Source organism: Pseudodonghicola xiamenensis DSM 18339 (genome assembly GCF_000429365.1).
Classification (GTDB): domain Bacteria; phylum Pseudomonadota; class Alphaproteobacteria; order Rhodobacterales; family Rhodobacteraceae; genus Pseudodonghicola; species Pseudodonghicola xiamenensis.
Genome location: NZ_AUBS01000016.1, coordinates 15,177 through 34,342, shown reverse-complemented (window position 1 = coordinate 34,342; position 19,166 = coordinate 15,177). Strand labels below are relative to the sequence as shown.

16 protein-coding genes are annotated in these 19,166 nt (G+C 63.8%); 8 read left to right on the top strand and 8 right to left on the bottom strand.

What is annotated here, in order from left to right; all coding sequences use genetic code 11:
* Window positions 1-81: 81 nt before the first annotated feature.
* From G455_RS0113865 to G455_RS27100, 3 genes are all read right to left on the bottom strand, one after another.
* The gene (locus tag G455_RS0113865) at window positions 82-2,118 is read right to left on the bottom strand and encodes an ASKHA domain-containing protein (protein WP_028094255.1); all 2,037 of its coding nucleotides are present in this window, start codon (window positions 2,116-2,118) and stop codon (window positions 82-84) included.
* Between the two features lie 90 nt (window positions 2,119-2,208).
* The gene (locus G455_RS27105; protein WP_028094254.1) at window positions 2,209-2,526 is read right to left on the bottom strand and encodes a low temperature requirement protein A; all 318 of its coding nucleotides are present in this window, start codon (window positions 2,524-2,526) and stop codon (window positions 2,209-2,211) included.
* Window positions 2,523-2,801 (bottom strand): low temperature requirement protein A, encoded by a 279-nt coding sequence (locus G455_RS27100; protein ID WP_028094253.1) that lies wholly within the window; start codon window positions 2,799-2,801, stop codon window positions 2,523-2,525. The genes G455_RS27105 and G455_RS27100 overlap by 4 nt, the downstream gene beginning before the upstream one ends.
* Before the next feature lie 10 nt (window positions 2,802-2,811).
* Between G455_RS27100 and G455_RS26700 the strand changes: the two genes are divergently transcribed.
* From G455_RS26700 to G455_RS0113830, 5 genes are all read left to right on the top strand, one after another.
* On the top strand, window positions 2,812-3,072 hold the full coding sequence (locus G455_RS26700; RefSeq protein WP_028094252.1) for a hypothetical protein: 261 nt from the start codon (window positions 2,812-2,814) through the stop codon (window positions 3,070-3,072).
* 182 nt (window positions 3,073-3,254) lie between these two features.
* Entirely contained in the window at window positions 3,255-4,703 is a 1,449-nt protein-coding gene (guaB, locus tag G455_RS0113845; protein ID WP_028094251.1) for an IMP dehydrogenase, read from the top strand.
* A 5-nt stretch (window positions 4,704-4,708) separates the two neighbouring features.
* Complete coding sequence (locus G455_RS24135) at window positions 4,709-5,497, top strand: MBL fold metallo-hydrolase (protein ID WP_051312504.1); 789 nt, start codon at window positions 4,709-4,711, stop codon at window positions 5,495-5,497.
* Window positions 5,494-6,660 (top strand): RsmB/NOP family class I SAM-dependent RNA methyltransferase, encoded by a 1,167-nt coding sequence (locus tag G455_RS0113835; RefSeq protein WP_028094250.1) that lies wholly within the window; start codon window positions 5,494-5,496, stop codon window positions 6,658-6,660. Before G455_RS24135 ends, G455_RS0113835 begins: the two co-directional genes overlap by 4 nt.
* A 147-nt stretch (window positions 6,661-6,807) precedes the next feature.
* Complete coding sequence (locus G455_RS0113830; protein WP_051312502.1) at window positions 6,808-9,129, top strand: ATP-binding protein; 2,322 nt, start codon at window positions 6,808-6,810, stop codon at window positions 9,127-9,129.
* 19 nt (window positions 9,130-9,148) lie between these two features.
* On the opposite strand, the gene G455_RS0113825 is transcribed toward G455_RS0113830, so the two are convergent.
* On the bottom strand, window positions 9,149-9,742 hold the full coding sequence (locus tag G455_RS0113825) for a hypothetical protein (RefSeq protein WP_028094248.1): 594 nt from the start codon (window positions 9,740-9,742) through the stop codon (window positions 9,149-9,151).
* Window positions 9,743-9,935: 193 nt separating this feature from the next.
* Here G455_RS0113825 and recA point away from each other — a divergent pair, with 193 nt between their 5' ends.
* The 3 genes from recA to G455_RS0113810 all read left to right on the top strand — a co-directional run bounded on the left by recA (window position 9,936) and on the right by G455_RS0113810 (window position 14,547).
* Entirely contained in the window at window positions 9,936-11,015 is a 1,080-nt protein-coding gene (gene recA / locus G455_RS0113820; RefSeq protein ID WP_028094247.1) for a recombinase RecA, read from the top strand.
* A gap of 584 nt (window positions 11,016-11,599) precedes the next feature.
* Window positions 11,600-14,257, top strand: a complete 2,658-nt coding sequence (gene alaS / locus G455_RS0113815; RefSeq protein WP_028094246.1) for an alanine--tRNA ligase — start codon at window positions 11,600-11,602, stop codon at window positions 14,255-14,257.
* Window positions 14,258-14,259: 2 nt separating this feature from the next.
* A complete protein-coding gene (locus tag G455_RS0113810) occupies window positions 14,260-14,547 on the top strand; it encodes a DUF1330 domain-containing protein (protein ID WP_028094245.1) in 288 nt (95 codons plus the stop codon).
* A gap of 241 nt (window positions 14,548-14,788) precedes the next feature.
* On the opposite strand, the gene typA is transcribed toward G455_RS0113810, so the two are convergent.
* The 4 genes from typA to G455_RS0113790 form a co-directional block, all read right to left on the bottom strand.
* The gene (gene typA, locus G455_RS0113805) at window positions 14,789-16,606 is read right to left on the bottom strand and encodes a translational GTPase TypA (protein ID WP_028094244.1); all 1,818 of its coding nucleotides are present in this window, start codon (window positions 16,604-16,606) and stop codon (window positions 14,789-14,791) included.
* 75 nt (window positions 16,607-16,681) lie between these two features.
* The gene (locus tag G455_RS0113800; protein WP_028094243.1) at window positions 16,682-17,017 is read right to left on the bottom strand and encodes a DMT family transporter; all 336 of its coding nucleotides are present in this window, start codon (window positions 17,015-17,017) and stop codon (window positions 16,682-16,684) included.
* A 101-nt stretch (window positions 17,018-17,118) separates the two neighbouring features.
* Window positions 17,119-17,733 (bottom strand): YitT family protein, encoded by a 615-nt coding sequence (locus G455_RS0113795; protein WP_028094242.1) that lies wholly within the window; start codon window positions 17,731-17,733, stop codon window positions 17,119-17,121.
* Window positions 17,734-17,913: 180 nt separating this feature from the next.
* Window positions 17,914-19,128 carry an NADP-dependent isocitrate dehydrogenase gene (locus tag G455_RS0113790; RefSeq protein ID WP_028094241.1) on the bottom strand — a complete coding sequence of 405 codons (1,215 nt, stop codon included), beginning with the start codon at window positions 19,126-19,128 and terminating at the stop codon, window positions 17,914-17,916.
* Window positions 19,129-19,166: the final 38 nt, after the last annotated feature.

Sequence of the window (19,166 nt, the reverse complement as noted above, 5' to 3'; positions counted from 1 at the left end):
AGAATGGTCAGAGCGCCGCCGTGAGGCAAGTCATCTGGCGCCGATTGCGGAGCTCGCTGGGCGGAAACGGCCCCGGCTGTCCTATCCCCGCCGCCTGCGGCGGCGGCCGCCGGTCTCTGCCCCGGCATTGAAGGCAACCTGCGGCAGCGTAACGATTCTGGCAAGCTCCGGGAACGGATCGGTCTTGTGCGGGATCGCGTTGGCCGCGACGAAATGCTCCTGAAACTTCGGTTCGATCGCGGTTTCAACCTTGGTGATCTGGCGCACCATGCGCTCGACCTCGGCGCGGGCGGCGATATTGCACAGCGCAATGCGTGCGCCGGTTCCGGCGGCATTGCCGGCGCTGGACACTTTGTCGAGCGGTGCGTCGGGGATCATTCCCAGCACCATCGCATGTTTTGATGAGATATGCGCGCCGAAGGCGCCGGCCAGAACCACCCGATCGACATGGTCGACACCCAATTCGTCCATCAGCAGACGCGCCCCGGCATAAAGCGCCGATTTGGCAAGCTGGATCGCCCGGATATCGCCCTGGGTCACGGAGATCACGGGGCCGCCCTCGGCGCTGCCGTCGTGGATCACATAGGCATGGGTGCGCCCCTGCGGAACGCAACGGGCCGAGCCGGTCTGTTCCGCCGAACCGATCAGGCCGCTTTCGTCAAGCAGGCCGGCGATGCGCATCTCCGCCACCGCCTCGATGATGCCGGAGCCGCAGATGCCGGTGATGCCGCTGCGCGCCATCGCCTTGGCGAAACCGGGCTGATCGGACCAGAATTTGCTGCCGATGATGCGAAAGCGGGGTTCCTTGGTCTCGGGGTCGATCCGGATCGCCTCGATTGCACCCGGGGCGGCGCGCTGGCCCGAACTGATCTGCGCCCCCTCGAAGGCCGGTCCGGTCGGCGACGAACAGGCCAGCACGCGATCTTTATTGCCCAGCAGCAGTTCCGCATTGGTGCCGACATCGACGATCAGCACCAGATCTTCGGATGTCTGCGGCTCTTCCGCCAGCGCCACGGCGGCAGCATCTGCACCGACATGGCCGGCGATGCAGGGCAGGATATAGATCCGTGCCCGCGGGTTGATCGCCGTCAGTCCCAGATCGCCGGCGCCCAGCCGCAGCGCTTCGGCCGTGGCCAGTGCAAAGGGGGCCTGTCCCAATTCCACCGGGTCGATGCCCAGCAGCAGGTGATGCATCACCGGATTGCAGACGAAGACGGTTTCAACGATCAGCGCCGGGTCGATTTTTGCCTGCTCGGCGATCTCGCTGGCCAGATCGTTCAGCGCCGCGCGCACCGCTGCGGTCATCTCTTCGGCGCCGCCGGGGTTCATCATCGCATAGGAGACCCGGCTCATCAGATCCTCGCCAAAGCGGATCTGCGGGTTCATGATCCCGGCCGAGGCCACCACGGCGCCGCTGTCGAGATCGGTCAGATGCGCGGCGATGGTGGTCGAGCCCAGATCCACCGCCAGCCCGTAGAGCCCGCCCTCGTGCAATCCGGGCCAGATGTCGATCAGCCGCGCCGGCCCGCCGTGATGGTCGCGAAAGACAGCGACGCTGACCTGCCAGCCGCCCTTGCGCAGCGCCGGCTGCAGCCGGGCCAGAAAGCTCGGGTCGGCCGTTGCCGCCTCGACACCCCATTGACTGCGCAGGGCGCGTTCCAGGCGTTCCAGGTCTCCGGTTGGCGTGTGCATGTCAGGCTGATCGACCTGGACCAGAAAGAGCCGGGTCGCCGGATCCATGCTGATCGCCCGGTCAGAGGCCTCCTTGCGCACGACCTGACGATGCACCTGGCTCTCGGGGGGGACGTCGATCACCACATCGCTCTGGATCGTTGCCTGACAGCCCAGGCGACGCCCCGGTTTGATGCCGCGTTTGTCCTTGTATTGCTGTTCGACCGTGTTCCAGGGCGATAGCGCGTCCTCGGCAACGTGAACCCCGTGTTTGGGGAAATCGCCGTAGGCCGGGGTGATCTGGCATTTCGAACAAATGCCGCGCCCGCCGCAGACGGAATCGAGATCGACGCCAAGTTGCCGTGCGGCGGTCAGAACAGGCGTACCCGCCGGAAAGCGTCCGCGCTTGCCGGAGGGGGTGAAGATGACGAGCGGATCCTGGGTCATGGGACTTTCTGCGCTATGTCGGGCCAGACTACAGCGCGGGGCCGGTGGCGGTGGCGGGTTTGCGGCGCTTTGCGGTCGGCCCGCGACCTCTCAGCGTGCCCCGAGCCAGGCGCGCAGAACCAGCGTTGCCAGGCAAAGCGCGGCCACGGGCCAGAGCGCAATCCCCGACACCGCCCCCCAAAGCGCCAGTGTCGCCGCCGGCAGCAGCGGCCAGCCGCCGGGCATGAAGCGGTCGCGCACCAGCCAGAGGCCGGCAAAATAGAGCGCGACGGCGGCGGCGACATATTGGCCGGCCTGATCTGTGGTCAGTTGCGAATGATGGTTGATCACGTCGAAGGTGGCGCCAAGGCCCGCGGCCAGCAGGGCCCCGGCGAAGAAGTAGACGACATGGCCATAGCCCCAGATCAACGCGGTCGACAGCCGGCTGGAGACCAGATGTTCGGCCTCGAGGAAATAGAGCCACCAGAGAGGGTGAAGACAATCATAAGGCTGGCGAGGGCGGCCGAGATCAGCGCCCAGTCGAAGCCGTGGGAATAAAGCGGTCCCATCATGAAGGAGATCGACAGCAGGATCTCGCCCAGGATGAAGATGTTCAACAGGCCATAGCGTTCGATGATGTGGTGACGGTGCCAGGGGGTGGCCCTGTATCGCTCGGCCAGCGCCGGAACGGCGAGCTCGACCATAAAGATCGCGATGCCGCCGATGAAGAAGGCGGCCCCTCCCGGTGGCGAAGAACAGAAACAAAAAGTTCGGCAGCATCTCGGCGCCGTGATGGGCGCTGATCTCATGGTGAAACGCGGCGGTGATCGCTGCGATGGCGATGACGCTGATCAGATCGAAGAACAGTTCGAGCTGGGTGGCGGCGCGGTGGTGTTCATGCGGGTCGCGCGGCCGCAGCGGCCGGATCATCAGAAACAGGGACAAGGAAAATACTCCGTTCGCCTGGTCCCTTAAGTCTAGGGCGATCATGGCGCTGCGACAATCTGTCAAAAGATTGTGCGCCAGACGCAGGGCAGGTTTGTTCAAGGCGCCGGCAATGGCCTGATCCGGGGGAGGGCATGGCGAATTGGCCTTTCCTCTCCCCCCCATCCATGCAATAGGGAAGCGCCAAACGATCCACCCCCTGGAGATGTCCTATGGAGATTCGTGAGGCCCTGACCTTCGATGATGTATTGCTTGTTCCGGCGGCTTCGTCGGTGTTGCCCTCGACGGCAAACACTGCGACGCGCGTAACCAGCCGTATCAACATGAATATTCCGCTTCTGTCCAGTGCCATGGACACTGTGACCGAGGCCCGCATGGCAATCGCCATGGCCCAGGCCGGCGGCATCGGGGTGATCCACAAGAACCTCGACGCCCAGGCCCAGGCCGAAGAGGTCCGCCGGGTCAAGCGGTTCGAAAGCGGCATCGTCTACAACCCGATCACCCTGACCCCGAACCAGACTCTGGCCGATGCCAAGGCGCTTTGCGATCGCTACGGTTTCACCGGCTTCCCGGTGGTCGATGATATGGGCCGTGTCGTCGGCATCGTCACCAACCGCGACATGCGCTTCGCCGGCGACGATACCACCCCCGTCCATGCGATGATGACCGGCGACAACCTGGCCATCCTGCGTGAACCCGCCGACCGGGCCGAGGCGATCAACCTGATGAAGGAACGGCGGATCGAAAAGCTGCTGGTCACCGATCGCGACGGCAAGCTGACCGGCCTGCTGACGCTGAAGGATTCCGAAAAGGCGGTCTTGAACCCCACCGCCTGCAAGGATGATCTGGGCCGGCTGCGGGTGGCTGCGGCAACCTCGGTGGGCGATTCCGGCTACGAACGCTCGAGCGAGCTGATCGACGCCGGTGTCGACATTCTGGTGATCGACACCGCGCACGGCCATTCCGCCGGCGTGCTCGACGCGGTGACCCGCGCCAAGACGCTGTCGAATGATGTGCAGATCATCGCCGGCAACGTCGCCACCGCCGATGCGACCAAGGCGCTGATCGACGCCGGCGCCGATGCCGTCAAGGTCGGTATCGGGCCGGGCTCGATCTGCACCACGCGGATGGTGGCGGGTGTCGGTGTGCCGCAACTCACCGCGATCATGGATTGCTCGCGCGCTGCCGGCGATGTGCCGGTGATCGCCGACGGGGGCATCAAGTTCTCGGGCGATTTCGCCAAGGCCATTGCCGCCGGGGCGTCCTGTGCCATGATCGGTTCGATGATCGCCGGCACGGACGAGGCCCCGGGCGAGGTGGTTCTGTATCAGGGCCGTTCGTTCAAATCCTATCGCGGCATGGGCAGCCTCGGCGCCATGGCACGCGGTTCGGCTGATCGGTACTTCCAGAAGGATGCGGCCAGCGACAAGCTGGTGCCGGAAGGCATTGAAGGCCAGGTGCCCTACAAGGGGCCGGCGGCGACCGTGATCCACCAACTGGTCGGCGGTCTGCGCGCCGCCATGGGCTATACCGGCAACGGCACCATCGAAGAGATGCGCAAGAACTGTAATTTCGTGCGGATCACCGGCGCGGGCCTGAGCGAAAGCCATGTCCATGACGTGCAGATCACTCGCGAAAGCCCGAACTACCGGATCGGGTGAGCGTGATGGCGCCGCCGATCACCCGTTTCCGTGCCGGCCTGACCGAGGTTCTCTGCCTGACCGACGGTCAGCTCGATCTCGGCACCGGGGTCTTTCCCGAGGCCGATCCGGAGTGGGTGGCGGCGGTGCTGCCCCAAGGGCTGAAGCCCGAGGTCAACGTGTATCTTCTGCGCCATGCCGATGGCACCCTCGATCTGGTCGATGCCGGCTGCGGGTCGGTGATCTATGAGGGGGCCGGAGGCCGGCTTCTGGGGCTGCTCGACGGTCTTGGCGTCGCCCCGGAGGAGATCGACAGGGTGATCTTCACCCATCTGCATGGCGATCACGCCGCCGGAACGTTGCATCCTGATGGCATTCCGGTGTTTCCTGCGGCTCGATTGGTGATGCACGCCGCCGAACAGGCCTTCTGGCAGGGGCGAGAGGAGACCGTGGGGGGGCGGCTGCTAGCGGCCTGCGCCGAGCAGGTCGAGGTGGTCGGAGATGGCGACAATCTGGGGCAGGGGCTGCAGACCTGGCATTTGCCAGGGCATACGCCCGGCCATATGGGGCTGCGGTTCGACAGCGGCCTTGCGCTGATTGGCGATGTGATCCATTGCCCCGAGCTGCAACTCCCCGATCCCGACATTCACACCCGCTATGACGTCGATCCGGCGCAGGGCGATGCCTCGCGTCGTCTGGCGCTGCAGACCATCGTCGACGACGGGCTGGTGTTCAGTTCCAGCCATCTGACCGGGGCGGAGAAATTCCTGCGGCTTGAGGTCGAGGGCAATGGATACCGGAGCATCGCACCGTGACCCCCGCCGCACGCGTCGCCGCCGCCATCGAAATTCTTGATGCCATCCGTGCCGGAAGCGCCGCCGAACAGGCGCTGACCGGTTGGGCCCGGCGCAGTCGCTTTGCCGGATCGAAGGACCGCGCGGCGGTGCGCGATCATGTCTTCGATGCGCTGCGCGCGCGCCGCTCGCTGGCGGCCCTTGGCGGGGCGGAGACCGGGCGCGGGCTGATGCTGGGGCTGTGCCGTCGCGACGGGATCGACCCCGGAACGCTGTTCACCGGCGAGGGGCATGCGCCGGCGCCGCTTTCGACCGAGGAACTTGCCGTCGGGCGCGCGCCTGCGCCGGGACCGGAGGCGATGGACATCCCCGATTGGCTCTGGCCTGTCTTCTCCGAAAGTCTGGGCGAGCGGGCAGAGGCCGCTGCTCGGGTGCTGCAATCGCGCGCCCCGGTGCATCTGCGCGTCAATCTGGCCAAGGCCTCGCGCCAGGACGCCATTGCTGCCCTGGCTGCCGACGGGGTCACCTGCGTGCCCCATCCCGCCGCCGAGACCGCGCTTGAGGTCATCGAGGGCGCGCGGGCGATCCGCAATTCAGCCGCCTATCTCGACGGTCGGGTCGAATTGCAGGATGCCGCCAGCCAGGCGGTGGTCGCGGCGCTGCCATTGCGCGACGGCATGCGGGTGTTGGATTATTGCGCCGGTGGCGGCGGCAAGACGCTGGCGCTTGGCGCCCGGGCGCGGCTGAGCCTCTTTGCCCATGACGCCGCGCCGCGCCGGATGCGCGATCTGCCCGCCCGGGCCGATCGGGCCGGGCTCAGGGTGACGCTGCTGGACGGTGATGAGGTCGGCCGCAAGGCGCCCTATGATCTGGTGCTCTGCGATGTGCCCTGTTCCGGCAGCGGCTCGTGGCGGCGGGCACCCGAGGGCAAATGGCTGCTGACGCCGGAGGGGCTCGATCAGCTCAATGCCACGCAGGACCAGATCCTCGATCGCGCCGCCGGGCTGGTGGCGCCGCAGGGGATGCTGGCCTATGCCACCTGTTCCCAGCTCGACCGCGAGAACGGTGAACGGATCGACGCCTTTCTGGCTCGTCATCCCGGTTGGCGGTGCGATTGGCGCCGGAGCTGGCCGGTTGAAGGCGGCACCGATGGCTTCTTTGCAGCGCACTTGACCCGCGACTGAAACGCCCATTAATCTACCCTTGGTGGAAAAGATCAGCGTTAATATGGGTTTAACTGTTCAGCCGCGAAATAGTAGGCCTCAATGCCACCCGACTCCGTGCTGTACGATCTCTGGCACGGCGTCATTATTCGAGGGACGGAGCCCGCAGTGACCAGCCGCCCGATCACGGTTCGAAACCTGTTTCAACTTGCCGCCCCGACCGCGGCGCGCATAGTCGGTGTCTTGGTGCTGGCGTTGTGCCTGATCGTGGGCGGTGTGATGCTGGCCCCGGCGGGGTTGCCGCAACTGGCGGCGCTGGCCGCCGGGGGCACGCTGATCGCCGTCGGTCTGGGGCTCTGGGTCCGCCGGCAGGTGAGCCGTCACGCGCTGTCGCTGGCGAATGATCTGCTGGAGGGATTTATCGACAAGGACGCGGTGCCGAGCTTTGTCGTCGATGCCGAGGGGCGGATAAGGGCGCGCAATACCGCCGCCGAGAAGCAGTTTCCCGAAACCGGGGAGGCGACGCTGGCGGCGACGCTCAGGTCAGTCTTCGCCAATCCTTCGGCAGTGCTCTACCGGCTGCAAAGCCGTGCTGCGCAGGCCGGTGCAGCGCGCGAGGTTCTGGTGACCCGGCGTGGGCATGTACGGCTGGCGGTGCATCAGATGGGCGATCAAGGATTTTTGTGGCGGGTCGAGGATATGTCGGAACGGCCGCATTCCGCCCGCGGTGCCGAGGCGATGCCGGTGCCGGTGATCACCCTGGGGCGCGGGGGGGCGGTGTTGTTCATGAACGAAGCCGCCCGGGCCATCGTCGGCCAGAGGGTCAAATCGCTGGATCGCCTGTTCCCGGCGCTGCCGGTCAGAACCGGAGAGGTCAACGTGATCTCGACGACGGGGGGGCTGCGCGACGTGCTGGTCTCGGAATTCCAGGGCGCGGCGGGTCGGGTCGAGCTGTTTTTGATGCCGATCGAGGGCAAGATCGGTGCCGCCAAGGCCTCGGGCTTTGACACGCTGCCGGTGCCGATGCTCAAGCTGGCCCCCTCGGGACGGATATTGGCAGCCAATCGTCAGGCGGTAGAGCTCTTGGGGGCACCGGTGGGGTCCGAGGCGATGATCGGTAGCTTCATGCAGGGGCTGGGCCGGCCGATCGCGGACTGGCTGCGGGATACCGCCCGTGACGCCGGAGCTCATCCCAGCGAATTCCTGCGGCTGACCCGCAAGGATCGAGAGGCCTTCGTTCAGGTCAGCCTGAGCCGCGTGGTGGAGGAGGGCGAGCCGATCCTGATCGCGGTGATGAATGACGCCACCGAACTGAAATCCCTCGAGGCGCAATTCGTCCAGAGCCAGAAGATGCAGGCGATCGGCCAGCTTGCCGGCGGGATCGCGCATGATTTCAACAACCTGTTGACGGCGATTTCAGGGCATTGCGACCTGTTGCTGCTGCGGCACGATCAAGGCGATCAGGATTACGGCGATCTGGTGCAGATCCGGCAGAATGCCAATCGTGCGGGATCGCTCGTCGGCCAGTTGTTGGCCTTCTCGCGCAAGCAGACGCTGCGCCCCCAGGTGGTGGACCTGCGTGATACGCTATCCGATCTGACCCATTTGTTGAACCGTCTGGTGGGCGAAAAGGTCACCCTGACGCTGAGCCATGATCCGGTGTTGCGGCCGATCCGCGCCGACAAGCGGCAGTTGGAACAGGTGCTGATGAACCTCGTGGTCAATGCCCGTGACGCGATGCCCCAAGGGGGCGAGATACGGATCGAGACCGAGGTGCTGAGCCTGGACATGCCTCTGGAACGCGATCGTGCCACGGTGCCGGCGGGGGATTACGTCACCGTCAAGGTGCGCGACGAGGGCGTTGGCATTCCGCGTGACAAGCTGCAGAAGATTTTCGAACCCTTCTATACGACCAAGCGCACCGGCGAGGGGACCGGACTGGGGCTGTCGACCGCCTATGGCATCATCAAGCAGACCGGTGGGTATATATTTGTCGATTCCGTCGAAGGGGTGGGCACTGAATTCACCCTCTATTTCCCGGCCTATGAACCCCGAGAGGAGGATCAGCCCGCACCCCAGGCCGCGCCGGAGGCCGAGGCCCCGCAGCAGGGCGAGGGGGTGATCTTGCTGGTCGAGGACGAGGCGCCGGTGCGCGCCTTTGCCTCCCGCGCGTTGCGACTGCGTGGCTATACCGTTCTGGAGGCCGAATCCGCCGAGGACGCGCTTGAGATTCTGGAGGACCCGGGGCTGATGGTCGATGTCTTCGTTACCGATGTGGTGATGCCCGGCATGGACGGCCCGAGCTGGGTACGCAAGGCACAGGACCAACGTCCCGACGTGAAGGTCGTTTTCGTGTCGGGCTATGCCGAGGGCGCCTTCGAGGAGGACGCGCCCGAGGTGCCCAATTCGGTTTTCCTGCCGAAACCCTTCTCACTCACCCAATTGGCCGAGACGGTCTATCAGCAGATGCATCGTCCGAGGCTGCATTGACAACCGCTGCGGACCGCGATCACCTGATCGAGTCGTAAAGGGCGAACTCCTCGGCGCATTTGCGGCGCAGCTTCGCTTCGGTCGATGCAGAGAGCTCGAGGGGCATCTGCGGAGAGACATTTTCACGCGCGGTGTCGATGGCCATGCCCAGCCGTTCCTCCAGAAACCGGCGCAACCGGTCGGGGTCCTCATAGCGGAACAGATGTGTCACCCGGGTGCCGTTGGGCCGGGGTTCAAGGAATTTCGCCTGGCTGCCGACCCGGGCGAAAGCGGGCGGTTCCCCCTTTGCATAGGCGTTGACGAAATCATCGAAGCTGATGTCATGGGTGGAGTTCGGCTTGCCCGCCATGAAGGGACGGCGGCGGTATCTATACCAGCTTCCCAACCAGCTTATCGGTTCACGCATTACCGCCAGCGTCTCCATCTCGGCATGGCAGACCTTGTCGAACATCGGGCGAAAGAACCGGTTATAGCGGTAGACGGGCGCATGTTTCAGTTCCGGCGGATCTGAGATGACGATATCCGCGCGATCCCGTAGGGCGGTCTGATAGGCGGTGGTGCCGGTTTTCGGCACCGACAAAAAGACCAGTCGTTCTTTATAAAAAACAAGCATTTAGCCTTCTACCTCTTGCGGTGCGGGCCGCCAAGTCTGGCGTAAACGCAAATTTAACTAAAATCGGAAAATGCTGGAGGTGCAAGTTTACGATTGAAATGTTCCCTTTTTACCCCCATAAGGAACAAGAGGTGAACAAACGCGCGATTGCCGCCCGGTGACGGGTGTGCCACAACAGAGGGCGAATGGGACAATGGCGGATCTTTTGACGATGAGCAGCAAGAGCGACAAGGCGAGCGCCGACAAGCAGAAGGCGCTGGACAGTGCGCTGGCCCAGATCGAACGGCAGTTCGGCAAGGGCTCGATCATGAAACTCGGGGGCGACAATGCGCTGCCCGAAATCGAGGCGAGCTCGACCGGGTCGCTGGGGCTGGATATCGCGCTGGGGATCGGCGGTCTGCCGATGGGGCGGATCGTCGAGATCTATGGCCCGGAAAGTTCTGGGAAAACCACGCTGACGCTGCATTGCATCGCCGAGCAGCAGAAACGTGGCGGGGTCTGTGCCTTCGTCGATGCGGAACATGCGCTGGATCCGCAATATGCCCGAAAGCTCGGCGTCGATCTGGACGAATTGCTGATTTCCCAGCCTGACACCGGCGAACAGGCGCTCGAGATCACCGATACGCTGGTGCGATCCGGGGCGGTGAACATGGTGGTGGTCGATTCGGTGGCGGCCCTGACCCCGAAGTCCGAGCTTGAGGGCGATATGGGCGATTCCAGCGTTGGCGTGCAGGCCCGCTTGATGAGCCAGGCGATGCGCAAGCTGACCGGGTCGATCAGCCGATCGAATTGCATGGTGATCTTCATCAACCAGATCCGGATGAAGATCGGCGTGATGTTCGGCAGCCCAGAAACCACCACCGGCGGTAACGCGCTGAAATTCTATTCCTCGGTGCGTCTGGATATCCGTCGCATCGGGTCGATCAAGGATCGTGATGAGGTTGTCGGCAACGCCACCCGGGTCAAGGTGGTCAAGAACAAGGTGGCGCCGCCCTTCAAGCAGGTGGAATTCGACATCATGTATGGTGAAGGCATCTCGAAAATGGGCGAGTTGCTGGATCTCGGGGTCAAGGCCGGGGTGGTCAACAAATCCGGCGCCTGGTTCAGTTATGGTGATGAGCGCATCGGACAGGGGCGTGAAAATGCCAAGCAGTTCCTGCGCGAGCATGAGACCATCGCCTTGGAGATCGAGGATAAGATCCGGGCATCTCACGGCCTGGAATTTGACATGGCTGACCGCTCTGACGAAAACGACGATATTCTCGAGGCATAAGCTTTCGCGGGCATGGGATGCGTGCCCGAGATAACTTCGAAGCGCAGCTTTCCGTTCCGTCACGCCGTTCCACTGCTGCCTCTGAATGGTTGTGCTTCTGATGGCGCGGGCGAGCCGTCTGTGCCGGTTCATCTGCGCGGGGTGGTGTGTTTCCGGCTCAGCAGGGGCGTCGCCTTGCGGTCTCCTGCAGCCCGCGGCTGGCTTTCTCGTGAGCTTCTGATCTGATCGGGCGGGCTCTGCCGCTTTCTTGATCGGCCGCCAGGGGATTCGCCTGCACCGCTGGCGTGCCATGTGTGCAGGAGGCCCCCCGGTTCTGTCCCGCCGAGGGTGACGGCGCTGCCAGCGATGGCCCGCGGTCGGGGGATGAGCTGCCGGAGGTTCCGGATCGGTCGTCATGGCTGCGGCGCGATCCTCGCGAAAACAGGATGCAGCAGGGCCAATGCGCTGCGATCCGGGCCGGCTTGCCCCATTGCAAGACGGTTTGCCTGCGATCCCGCCGCAAACCGGGCCAGCGGACGGTGGACAGGACATCGCGCGGGAGCTAAATCAGCGGGAGCCTAACGAACCGGAAAGTGCCGCCCGCCATGCAGAGTCTGAACGACATCCGCTCGACCTTCTTGTCCTATTTCGCTCGGCAGGGGCATGAAGTCGTCCCCTCCAGCCCGCTGGTGCCGCGCAATGACCCGACGCTGATGTTCACCAACGCCGGCATGGTTCAGTTCAAGAACCTGTTCACCGGGGTCGAACATCGCGATTACACGCGCGCCACCTCGGCGCAGAAATGCGTCCGCGCCGGTGGCAAGCACAACGACCTCGACAATGTCGGCTATACCGCGCGTCACCACACGTTCTTCGAAATGCTGGGGAATTTTTCCTTCGGGGATTATTTCAAGGAAGACGCGATTCCCTTCGCCTGGGAGCTGATCACCAAGGAGCTGGGGATCGACAAAAACCGGCTTCTGGTCACCGTCTATCACACCGATGACGAGGCCGCCGCGATCTGGAAGAAGGTCGCCGGTTTCTCGGATGACCGGATCATCCGCATCCCGACTAACGATAACTTCTGGATGATGGGCGCCACCGGCCCCTGCGGCCCCTGCACCGAGATCTTCTATGATCACGGAGATCACATCTGGGGCGGTCCTCCGGGCAGCCCGGAAGAGGATGGCGACCGTTTCGTCGAGATCTGGAACCTCGTCTTCATGCAATACGAGCAGTTCGAGGACGGCACGCGGCGCGAGCTGGCCGCGCAGTCGATCGACACCGGCATGGGGATCGAACGGGTTGCGGCGCTGCTGCAGGGCACTAACGACAACTATGCCACCGACCTGATGCGCAGCCTGATCCTGGCCAGCGCCGATGCCACCAGCACCGATCCTGACGGGACCGGGCGGATCCATCACCGGGTGATCGCCGATCACCTGAGGTCGACCTCTTTCCTGATCGCCGACGGCGTCATGCCCAGCAATGACGGGCGCGGATATGTGCTGCGGCGGATCATGCGCCGGGCAATGCGCCACGCCCACCTGCTGGGGGCCAAGGACCCGCTGATGCATCGCCTGGTGCCGGCGCTGGTTCGCCAGATGGGTGAGGCTTACCCCGAACTGGGCCGCGCCCAGGCGCTGATCGAAGAAACGCTGAAGCTGGAGGAAACCCGCTTCAAGCAGACCCTCGATCGCGGTTTGAAGCTGCTCGATGACGAACTGGCCGATCTGCCCGAGGATGCGGCGCTACCGGGTGAGGCAGCGTTCAAGCTCTACGACACCTATGGCTTTCCGCTCGACCTGACGCAGGATGCGCTGCGCGAAAAGGGACGTACCGTCGATACCGACGGCTTCGACAGCGCCATGGCCGAACAGAAGGCCAAGGCGCGCGCCGCCTGGGCGGGCTCGGGCGAGGCGGCGGATGCCACCATCTGGTACGATATCGCCGAGACCAAGGGCACGACTGAATTCCTCGGCTATGACACCGAGACGGCCGAGGGGCAGATTCTGACGCTGATCAAGGACGGCGCCGAAGTGACGGCGGCCAAGGTTGGTGAGACGGTGCAGATTGCCCTGAACCAGACGCCGTTTTATGGCGAATCCGGTGGTCAAGTCGGCGATACCGGCACCCTGCGCACCGACAGCGGCGTGGCACGGATCACCGACACCCGCAAGGCCGCCGGCGTCTTCATCCATTTCGCCGAAGTGACCGAAGGCTCCATCGCCGCGGGCGAGGGCGCGTTGCTTGAGGTCGATCAGGACCGCCGCTCGGCGATCCGGGCCAACCACTCCGCAACCCACCTGCTGCACGAGGCGTTGCGCCATGCACTGGGCGATCACGTGGCACAGCGTGGCTCGCTCAATGCTGCTGATCGGCTACGGTTCGACTTCAGCCATGCCAAGGCGCTGAGCCCGGAGGAGATCGCCCAGGTCGAGGCCGAGGTGAACGATTACATCCGGCAGAATACCGCGGTCGAGACCCGGATCATGACCCCGGACGACGCCCGTGAGCTTGGAGCCCAGGCGCTTTTTGGCGAGAAATACGGCGATGAGGTTCGCGTCGTGTCGATGGGCGTGCAGCCCGGCTCTGGCAAGGGGGCGGATCGGCAGACATATTCGCTTGAGCTTTGCGGCGGGACCCATGTGAAGCGGACCGGCGATATCGGCGAATTCATCCTGCTGGGCGACAGTGCCAGCAGCGCTGGCGTGCGCCGGATTGAGGCGCTGACCGGCCCGGGGGCCGAGGCCTATGTGGTGAAGATGCGCGGTATCCTCTCCGATCTCCAGAGCGAACTGAAGGCAGCACCCGATGAGATGGTTGAGCGGGTGCGTTCGGATCAGCATCGGATCAAGGAGCTGACCAATGAACTGGCGCAGCTTCGTCGGGAGTTGGCGATGGCCGGAAACGGCGTTGCTGCGCCCGAGGTCAAGGAAATCGGCGGCGTCAAGTTCGTGGCCCAGGCCCTGACCGGGGTGACCGGCAAGGATCTGCCGCCGCTGATTGACGAACACAAGGCGCGGCTCGGCTCCGGCGCTGTGCTGCTGATCGCAGATACCGGTGGCAAGGTTGCCGTCGCGGTTGGTGTCACGCCCGATCTGACCGACAAGATCAAGGCGCCGGAACTGCTGCGGCCGGCGGTGGCTGCGCTTGGCGGCAAGGGCGGCGGCGGTCGGCCCGACATGGCGCAGGGCGGCGGCAGCGATTTCAGCAAGGCCGATGAGGCGATCGCCGCGGCCGAGAAAGTGTTGGAGGGATAACGATGGGTGCACTCTGGATCGCGCATGTGAGCGTCACCGACGAAGAGGCCTATGGCAAATACGCCAAGCTCGCCGGGCCTGCCATTGCCAAACATGGTGGTGAGTTCGTCGCCCGGGGCGGTCGTTACGTGCAGCTCGAGGGCAAGGAGCGGCCGCGCAATGTCGTTGCCAAGTTCCCCAGCGTCGAGGCGGCGGTCGACTGTTATCATTCCCCCGAATATCAGGAGGCCCTGAGCCACGCGCGCGGCGCCTCCGAACGCGAACTGATGGTGGTGGAGACCAGCGACTAAGAAGACCCTCTGCCATTTCCGTCTCGCGTCGGGACAAGGAAATGTCGGGGCTCCGGCCCATCGGTCGGATATCGAGAAACGGAAAAGCGCGCGGGCCTGGGCCTCGCGCGCTTTTTCGTGCCGGCGACAATGTCCTGTCGGGGGAGCACCAAACTCCTGCCGGCGCCAAATGGAGCCGGACCGGTAAGGGGCGGCCATTGGCGAAAAGAAAAAGGCCGCTCCAGCGGAGCGGCCCTTGGACTTAGCCGATGGACTTGGCCATCCGCTTGCGTTCGTGCGGATCGAGATAGCGCTTGCGCAGCCGGATCGATTCCGGCGTCACCTCAACCAGTTCGTCATCGTTGATATAGGCGATGGCCTCTTCCAGCGACAGCGTGATCGGGGTGGTCAGCTTGACCGCCTCGTCGGTGCCCGAAGCGCGGACGTTGGTCAGCTTCTTGCCCTTCAGCGGGTTCACTTCCAGATCGTTATCGCGCGAATGTTCGCCGATGATCATGCCCTGATAGACCTTGGCCTGGGCGCCCAGGAACAGCTTGCCGCGCTCTTCGAGGTTCCACAGCGCATAGGCCACGGCCTCACCGTCTTCCATCGAGATCAACACGCCCTGGCGCCGGCCCGGGATCGGCCCCTTGTAGGGGGCCCAGGAATGGAACACGCGGTTCAGCACGCCGGTGCCGCGGGTGTCGGTGAGGAACTCACCATGATAGCCGATCAGGCCGCGCGACGGCACATGTGCCACGATCCGGGTCTTGCCAGCGTTCTGCCTCATCTCGGCCAACTCGCCCTTGCGCGTTCCGGTGATCTTTTCGATCACGGCGCCGGAATATTCATCATCGACGTCGATGGTGACTTCCTCGATCGGCTCCAGCTTCTGGCCGTTCTCTTCGCGCATGATCACCTGCGGGCGCGAGATCGACAGTTCGAAGCCTTCGCGGCGCATGTTCTCGATCAGAACGCCCATTTGCAATTCGCCACGCCCCGAGACCTCGAAGGCCTCGCCGCCTGGCGTGTCGGCGATCTTGATGGCGACGTTCGATTCCGCCTCTTTCATCAGCCGTTCACGGATGACGCGCGATTGCACCTTCTTGCCTTCGCGGCCCGCCAGCGGGCTGTCGTTGATGCCGAAGGTGACGGTGATGGTCGGCGGGTCGATCGGCTGCGCATCGAGCGGTTCGTCCACGGCCAGGGCGCAGATCGTATCAGCGACGGTCGCCTTCGACATGCCGGCGAGGCTGACGATATCGCCTGCGATGCCTTCGTCGATGTCCTGCTGGCCGAGGCCGCGGAAGGCCTGCACCCGGGTGACGCGGAACTGTTCGATCTTCTGACCGATGCGAGAGATCGCCTGAACCGTCTGGCCGACCTTGACCTTGCCGCTTTCGATGCGGCCGGTCAGCAGACGGCCAACGAAGGGATCCGATCCCAGTGTGGTGGCCAGCATGCGGAAATCATCGTCCTGATGCTGGATCTGCTTCGGCGCCGGCACGTGGTTGACGATCAGGTTGAACAGCGCCGACAGATCCTTGCGCGGCCCGTCCAGTTCGGCATCGGCCCAGCCGGAGCGGCCCGAGGCGTACATATGCGGGAAATCGAGCTGGTCGTCATCCGCGTCGAGCGAGGCGAAGAGATCGAAACATTCGTCCAGCGCACGGTCGGGTTCGGCATCGGGTTTGTCGACCTTGTTCAGCACCACGATGGGGCGCAGCCCCAGCGCCAGCGCCTTGGAGGTGACGAATTTGGTCTGCGGCATCGGGCCCTCGGCGGCGTCCACCAGCAGCACCACACCATCGACCATCGACAGGATCCGCTCGACCTCACCGCCGAAGTCGGCGTGGCCAGGGGTGTCGACGATGTTGATGCGCGTGCCTTTCCATTCCACCGAGGTCGGCTTGGCGAAGATTGTGATGCCGCGTTCGCGCTCCAGGTCGTTGGAGTCCATGGCGCGTTCTGCCACGGCCTGGTTTTCGCGGAAGGCGCCCGATTGTTTCAGCAGCTCGTCCACCAGGGTGGTCTTGCCGTGGTCAACGTGCGCGATGATCGCGATATTGCGAAGGTCCATATGTCATGCCTCGAATGCGGGAATTGATGCGCGCATAACGCGCTGCAGCGCTGAACGCCAGTGCAAAACGCGTGATCAGTGCCCGGTAGAGCCCGAGAACAGGTTGATGACCGCGATCCCGGCGATGATCAGCCCCAGACCCAGCATTGCCGGCAGGTCGAGCTTCTGACCGAAGACGACGAAACCGATCATCGCGATGAAGACGATGCCGAGACCGGACCAGATCGCATAGACGATGCCCACCGGCATGGTCCTGAGCACCTGGGCCAGCAGGTAGAAGCTGATCGCGTAGGACAGCACCACCAGGATCGAAGGCATCAGCCGACTGAATTGCTGGCTGGCCTGCAGGGCCGAGGTGCCGATGGTCTCTGCCGCGACGGCGAGGATCAGGTAAAGATAGTGGGCGGGCATGGCGGTTCTCGAACGGACAAGGGCGGCGGGCCGAACAGCCCTCCAATGTCCTGTATACAGAGACGATGCCCCGGGTAAAGCGCGGGGAAGGCCGCGCTGTGTCAGGTGGCGATATAGCGGTCGCGGCGGTGATTGAAGGCAATCACCATGTTCAGCACCACCGCACCCAACAGCGACCACAGCACGGTTTCGGTGGGAAACAGGAAGAAGCCCATGGAAAAGATCAGCGCATCGACGGCCAACTGCACATAACCCGCCTTGAAGCCGGTGGTGTCCTGCACCAGCAGCGCCACGATGCCCAGCCCACCCAGCGATCCGTTGTGGCGGAACATCGCCAACAGTCCCAACCCGGTGGCGGCACCGAACACCAGGGCCGCCAGCGGCTGAGACATCGGCCCCACCGTCCAACCCAGTGGCAGCAGCTCGGTCACCACCGACAGCAGCGTCACCGACAGCGCCGATTTCATCGTGAACTCCAGCCCCAGCCGGCGATAGGCCAGCAGGTAGAAGGGCAGGTTAATCAGGAAAAAAACCGCACCGAAAGACCAGCCGGTAAGATAGGACAGGATCACCGCAAGCCCGGCTGTCTGTCCGGTGATCAATCCGGCGCTGGTCAGCACATGAATGCCGACGCCGGACAGGAAGATTCCCAGGCTCAGCCCTTGGACATCGTCCAAGGCACTGTGATTTATGGATTTTTCAATGTTGCTCTGCATCGCCGTTCCCACAGTCTGTTGCGGTCTACGTTGTTGTTTGCATATGCAGAAAATAGGACAGAAGTACTGACCAGTCAATTGGGCGCGGTCCGGCCCCCAGGATATTCGCGGCTACGGCAATGAAAATGCCCGAAACCTCGGCAGAGGTTCCGGGCAGATGAATGCCGCTTGTGACCAGGCTTAGCCGGCCAGCGCCTTGTTCAGGTTCTCGTCGATCTTCTCGAGGAAGCCCATCGTGGTCAGCCACTTCTGATCCGGGCCGACCAGCAGCGCCAGATCCTTGGTCATCCAGCCCGATTCCACGGTGTCGACGATGACCTTTTCCAGCGTCTCGGCGAAATTCTTCAAGGGCTCATTGCCGTCCAGCTTGGCGCGGTGTTTCAGCCCGCCGGTCCAGGCGAAGATTGAGGCGATCGAGTTGGTCGAGGTTTCCTTACCGGCCTGATGCTGGCGATAGTGGCGGGTGACGGTGCCATGCGCCGCTTCGGCCTCGACGATCTTGCCGTCGGGCGTCATCAGCTGCGAGGTCATCATGCCGAGAGAGCCAAACCCCTGCGCCACAGTGTCGGATTGCACGTCACCGTCGTAGTTCTTGCAGGCCCAGACATAGCCGCCCGACCATTTTAGCGACGAGGCAACCATGTCGTCGATCAGCCGGTGTTCGTACCAGATGCCCTTTTCCTTGAAGGCCTCGGCAAATTCCTCATCAAAGACCTGCTGGAACAGATCCTTGAAGCGACCGTCATAGGCTTTCATGATGGTGTTCTTGGTCGACAGATAGACCGGCCAGCCCAGGTTCAGCCCGTAGTTCAGTGAGGCGCGGGCAAAGTCGATGATCGACTTGTCGAGATTATACATCGCCATGGTGATGCCGGCCGATGGGGCGTCATAGACATCGCGCTCGATCACGGTACCGTCCTCGCCCTCGAACTTGAGGGTGATCTTGCCGGGCCCTGGGAAGCGGAAGTCAGTGCATTTGTACTGATCGCCAAAGGCATGGCGGCCGACGACGATCGGCTTGGTCCAGCCGGGCACCAGGCGCGGCACGTTGCGGCAGATGATCGGCGCGCGGAAGACGACGCCACCCAGGATGTTGCGGATGGTGCCGTTCGGGCTCGGGTACATGCGCTTGAGGCCGAATTCCTCGACCCGCGCTTCATCCGGGGTGATGGTGGCGCATTTGACGCCGACGCCGACCTCTTTGATCTTCATGGCGGCATCCACGGTGATCTGGTCGTCGGTGCGGTCACGCTCCATGATCCCCAGATCGTAATAGAGCAGATCGACGTCCAGATAGGGCAGGATCAGCTTTTTCTTGATAAAATCCCAGATGATCCGGGTCATTTCGTCGCCGTCGATATCGACGATCGGGTTGTTCACCTTGATCTTGGTCATCGGTGTGGTCCCTGTGCTGCGGTGGAGGAGGAGGCTCC